The sequence below is a fragment of the Desulfovibrio sp. 1214_IL3152 genome (assembly GCF_036763055.1).
Lineage (GTDB): Bacteria > Desulfobacterota > Desulfovibrionia > Desulfovibrionales > Desulfovibrionaceae > Desulfovibrio.
Window position 1 is genome coordinate 1 of record NZ_JBAIYW010000067.1, and the last position, 1,604, is coordinate 1,604.

At 56.1% G+C, this 1,604-nt stretch carries 4 protein-coding genes; 3 read left to right on the top strand and 1 reads right to left on the bottom strand.

Annotation, left to right across the window (positions count from 1 at the left end):
- Both V6C07_RS01285 and V6C07_RS01290 read left to right on the top strand, forming a co-directional pair.
- On the top strand, window positions 1–675 hold a 675-nt coding region (locus tag V6C07_RS01285; RefSeq protein WP_333534588.1), incomplete at its 5' end, for a transporter substrate-binding domain-containing protein.
- 54 nt (window positions 676–729) lie between these two features.
- On the top strand, window positions 730–978 hold the full coding sequence (locus tag V6C07_RS01290) for a Sec-independent protein translocase subunit TatA/TatB (RefSeq protein WP_333534589.1): 249 nt from the start codon (window positions 730–732) through the stop codon (window positions 976–978).
- Window positions 979–1,062: 84 nt separating this feature from the next.
- Here V6C07_RS01290 and V6C07_RS01295 read toward each other — a convergent pair whose 3' ends face one another.
- Complete coding sequence (locus tag V6C07_RS01295; protein WP_333534590.1) at window positions 1,063–1,320, bottom strand: GIY-YIG nuclease family protein; 258 nt, start codon at window positions 1,318–1,320, stop codon at window positions 1,063–1,065.
- 86 nt (window positions 1,321–1,406) lie between these two features.
- Here V6C07_RS01295 and V6C07_RS01300 point away from each other — a divergent pair.
- On the top strand, window positions 1,407–1,604 hold a 198-nt coding region (locus V6C07_RS01300; RefSeq protein WP_333534591.1), incomplete at its 3' end, for a hypothetical protein.

The following is a 1,604-nucleotide window of genomic DNA, read 5'->3' on the forward strand; positions in this document are numbered from 1 at the left end:
TCGGCCGAAGGAACCTGGGCGCCCTGGACCTACCATGACGAGCGTGACACCCTGACGGGCTTCGACGTGGAAGTCATGCGGCTGGTGGCCGGGAAGCTCGGCGTCAAAGCCCGCTTCGTGGAATCGGAATGGGACGGCATTTTTGCAGGCCTGGACGCCAAACGTTGGGACATCGCGGCCAACGGGGTGGAGGTTACTCCTGAACGCGCCGCCAAATACGATTTTTCAACCCCCTATGCTTACATCCATACCGCGCTGATAGTGCGCGGGGACAACGATACTATCAAGACCTTCGAGGACTTGAAGGGCAAACGCACCGCCAACAGTCTTTCCAGCACCTACATGGAGCTTGCCGAGAGTTACGGCGCCGAGGCCGTGGGTGTGGATTCGCTCGGGGAAACCCTGGAAATGGTTCTGGCCGGCCGGGTGGATGCGACCCTGAACGCGGACGTCTCTTTTTTCGATTATATGCGGGCTCACCCCGAAGCGAACCTGAAGATCGTGGCCTTGACGGAACACAGCATGAGCGTGGCGTTTCCGGTCGTGAAAGGCCAGGACACTGCGAGCTTCCTCGCTGCCGTAAACCAGGCCATCACCGAGCTTCGGACATCGGGCGAACTGGAACGGCTCTCACAACAATTCTTTGGCAGCGACATAACCGCTGTGAACAAGTAGTTTTTAGGGCGGCAGTGTAGTAATGCAAGAAACTTTAATCAGTGGAGACTGAGCATGTTTGGAAAAATCGGCATAACCCAGTTGCTGGTGATCTTCGGTATTTTCGTTCTGTTTTTCGGCTACAAGAAAATCCCCGAGCTCGGCAAAAACCTGGGCAAAGGGATTCGTGAATGGCGTAAAGCCGTGACGGAGAGCGACGCGATCGATATCACGCCCGAAGCGGAGCCCGCCCGGGAAAAGGTCGTGGAACGGCCTGCCCGGAAAGGGGCCTTCAGGCAGGCCCGCAGAGCCACGCACCGATAGTCGTCCTCAGGCGTCTTCCATTTCAGGCACGAGCGATGCGGAGATTGGAGACGCCTGAGTATAATACGGCCAGGCCGATGCCCCTCAAAGATGGGTCGAAAGCTGGTTGGCCTGAAGAATCCCCAATTTCTTTTCCCTTGGAGCCGCCTTGATGGCGTATTCAAGGCGATAGGCGCTGGCTTTGTCCGGACATTCTGTGAATCCCAGAAGTTTCACGGGTCTGCGCGAGCGGGTGTACCGCGCGCCTCCGGCCCGCAACCCATTGTGCTCTGCCAAGCGCCTTTCAAGATGCTTGGCTACGCCGCAGTAGTATGTCGAGTCCGCGCACTTCAGAAGATACACTTTCCAAGCGCCGGAGTCCTTTTCGAACCTTCCGGCGTAACCCACGGAGTTGTCAGAAACCTCGCGTTCCCCAGGAATCGTGGCCGGTGGCATCGCGCGGCTACAGGCTTTCTTTCAGAGCTTTACCGGGAGTAAATTTAACAGAGGTCGATGCTGCAATCATTGCTGTCCGGCTAAGGGGTAACAAAAAAGTCCAAAATCTCAGCAGTATGTGGTATAAGAAGTTACCACAACAACTTGCCACACAAGGAGATTTTGGACTTGAGCCATCATACTACACTCTT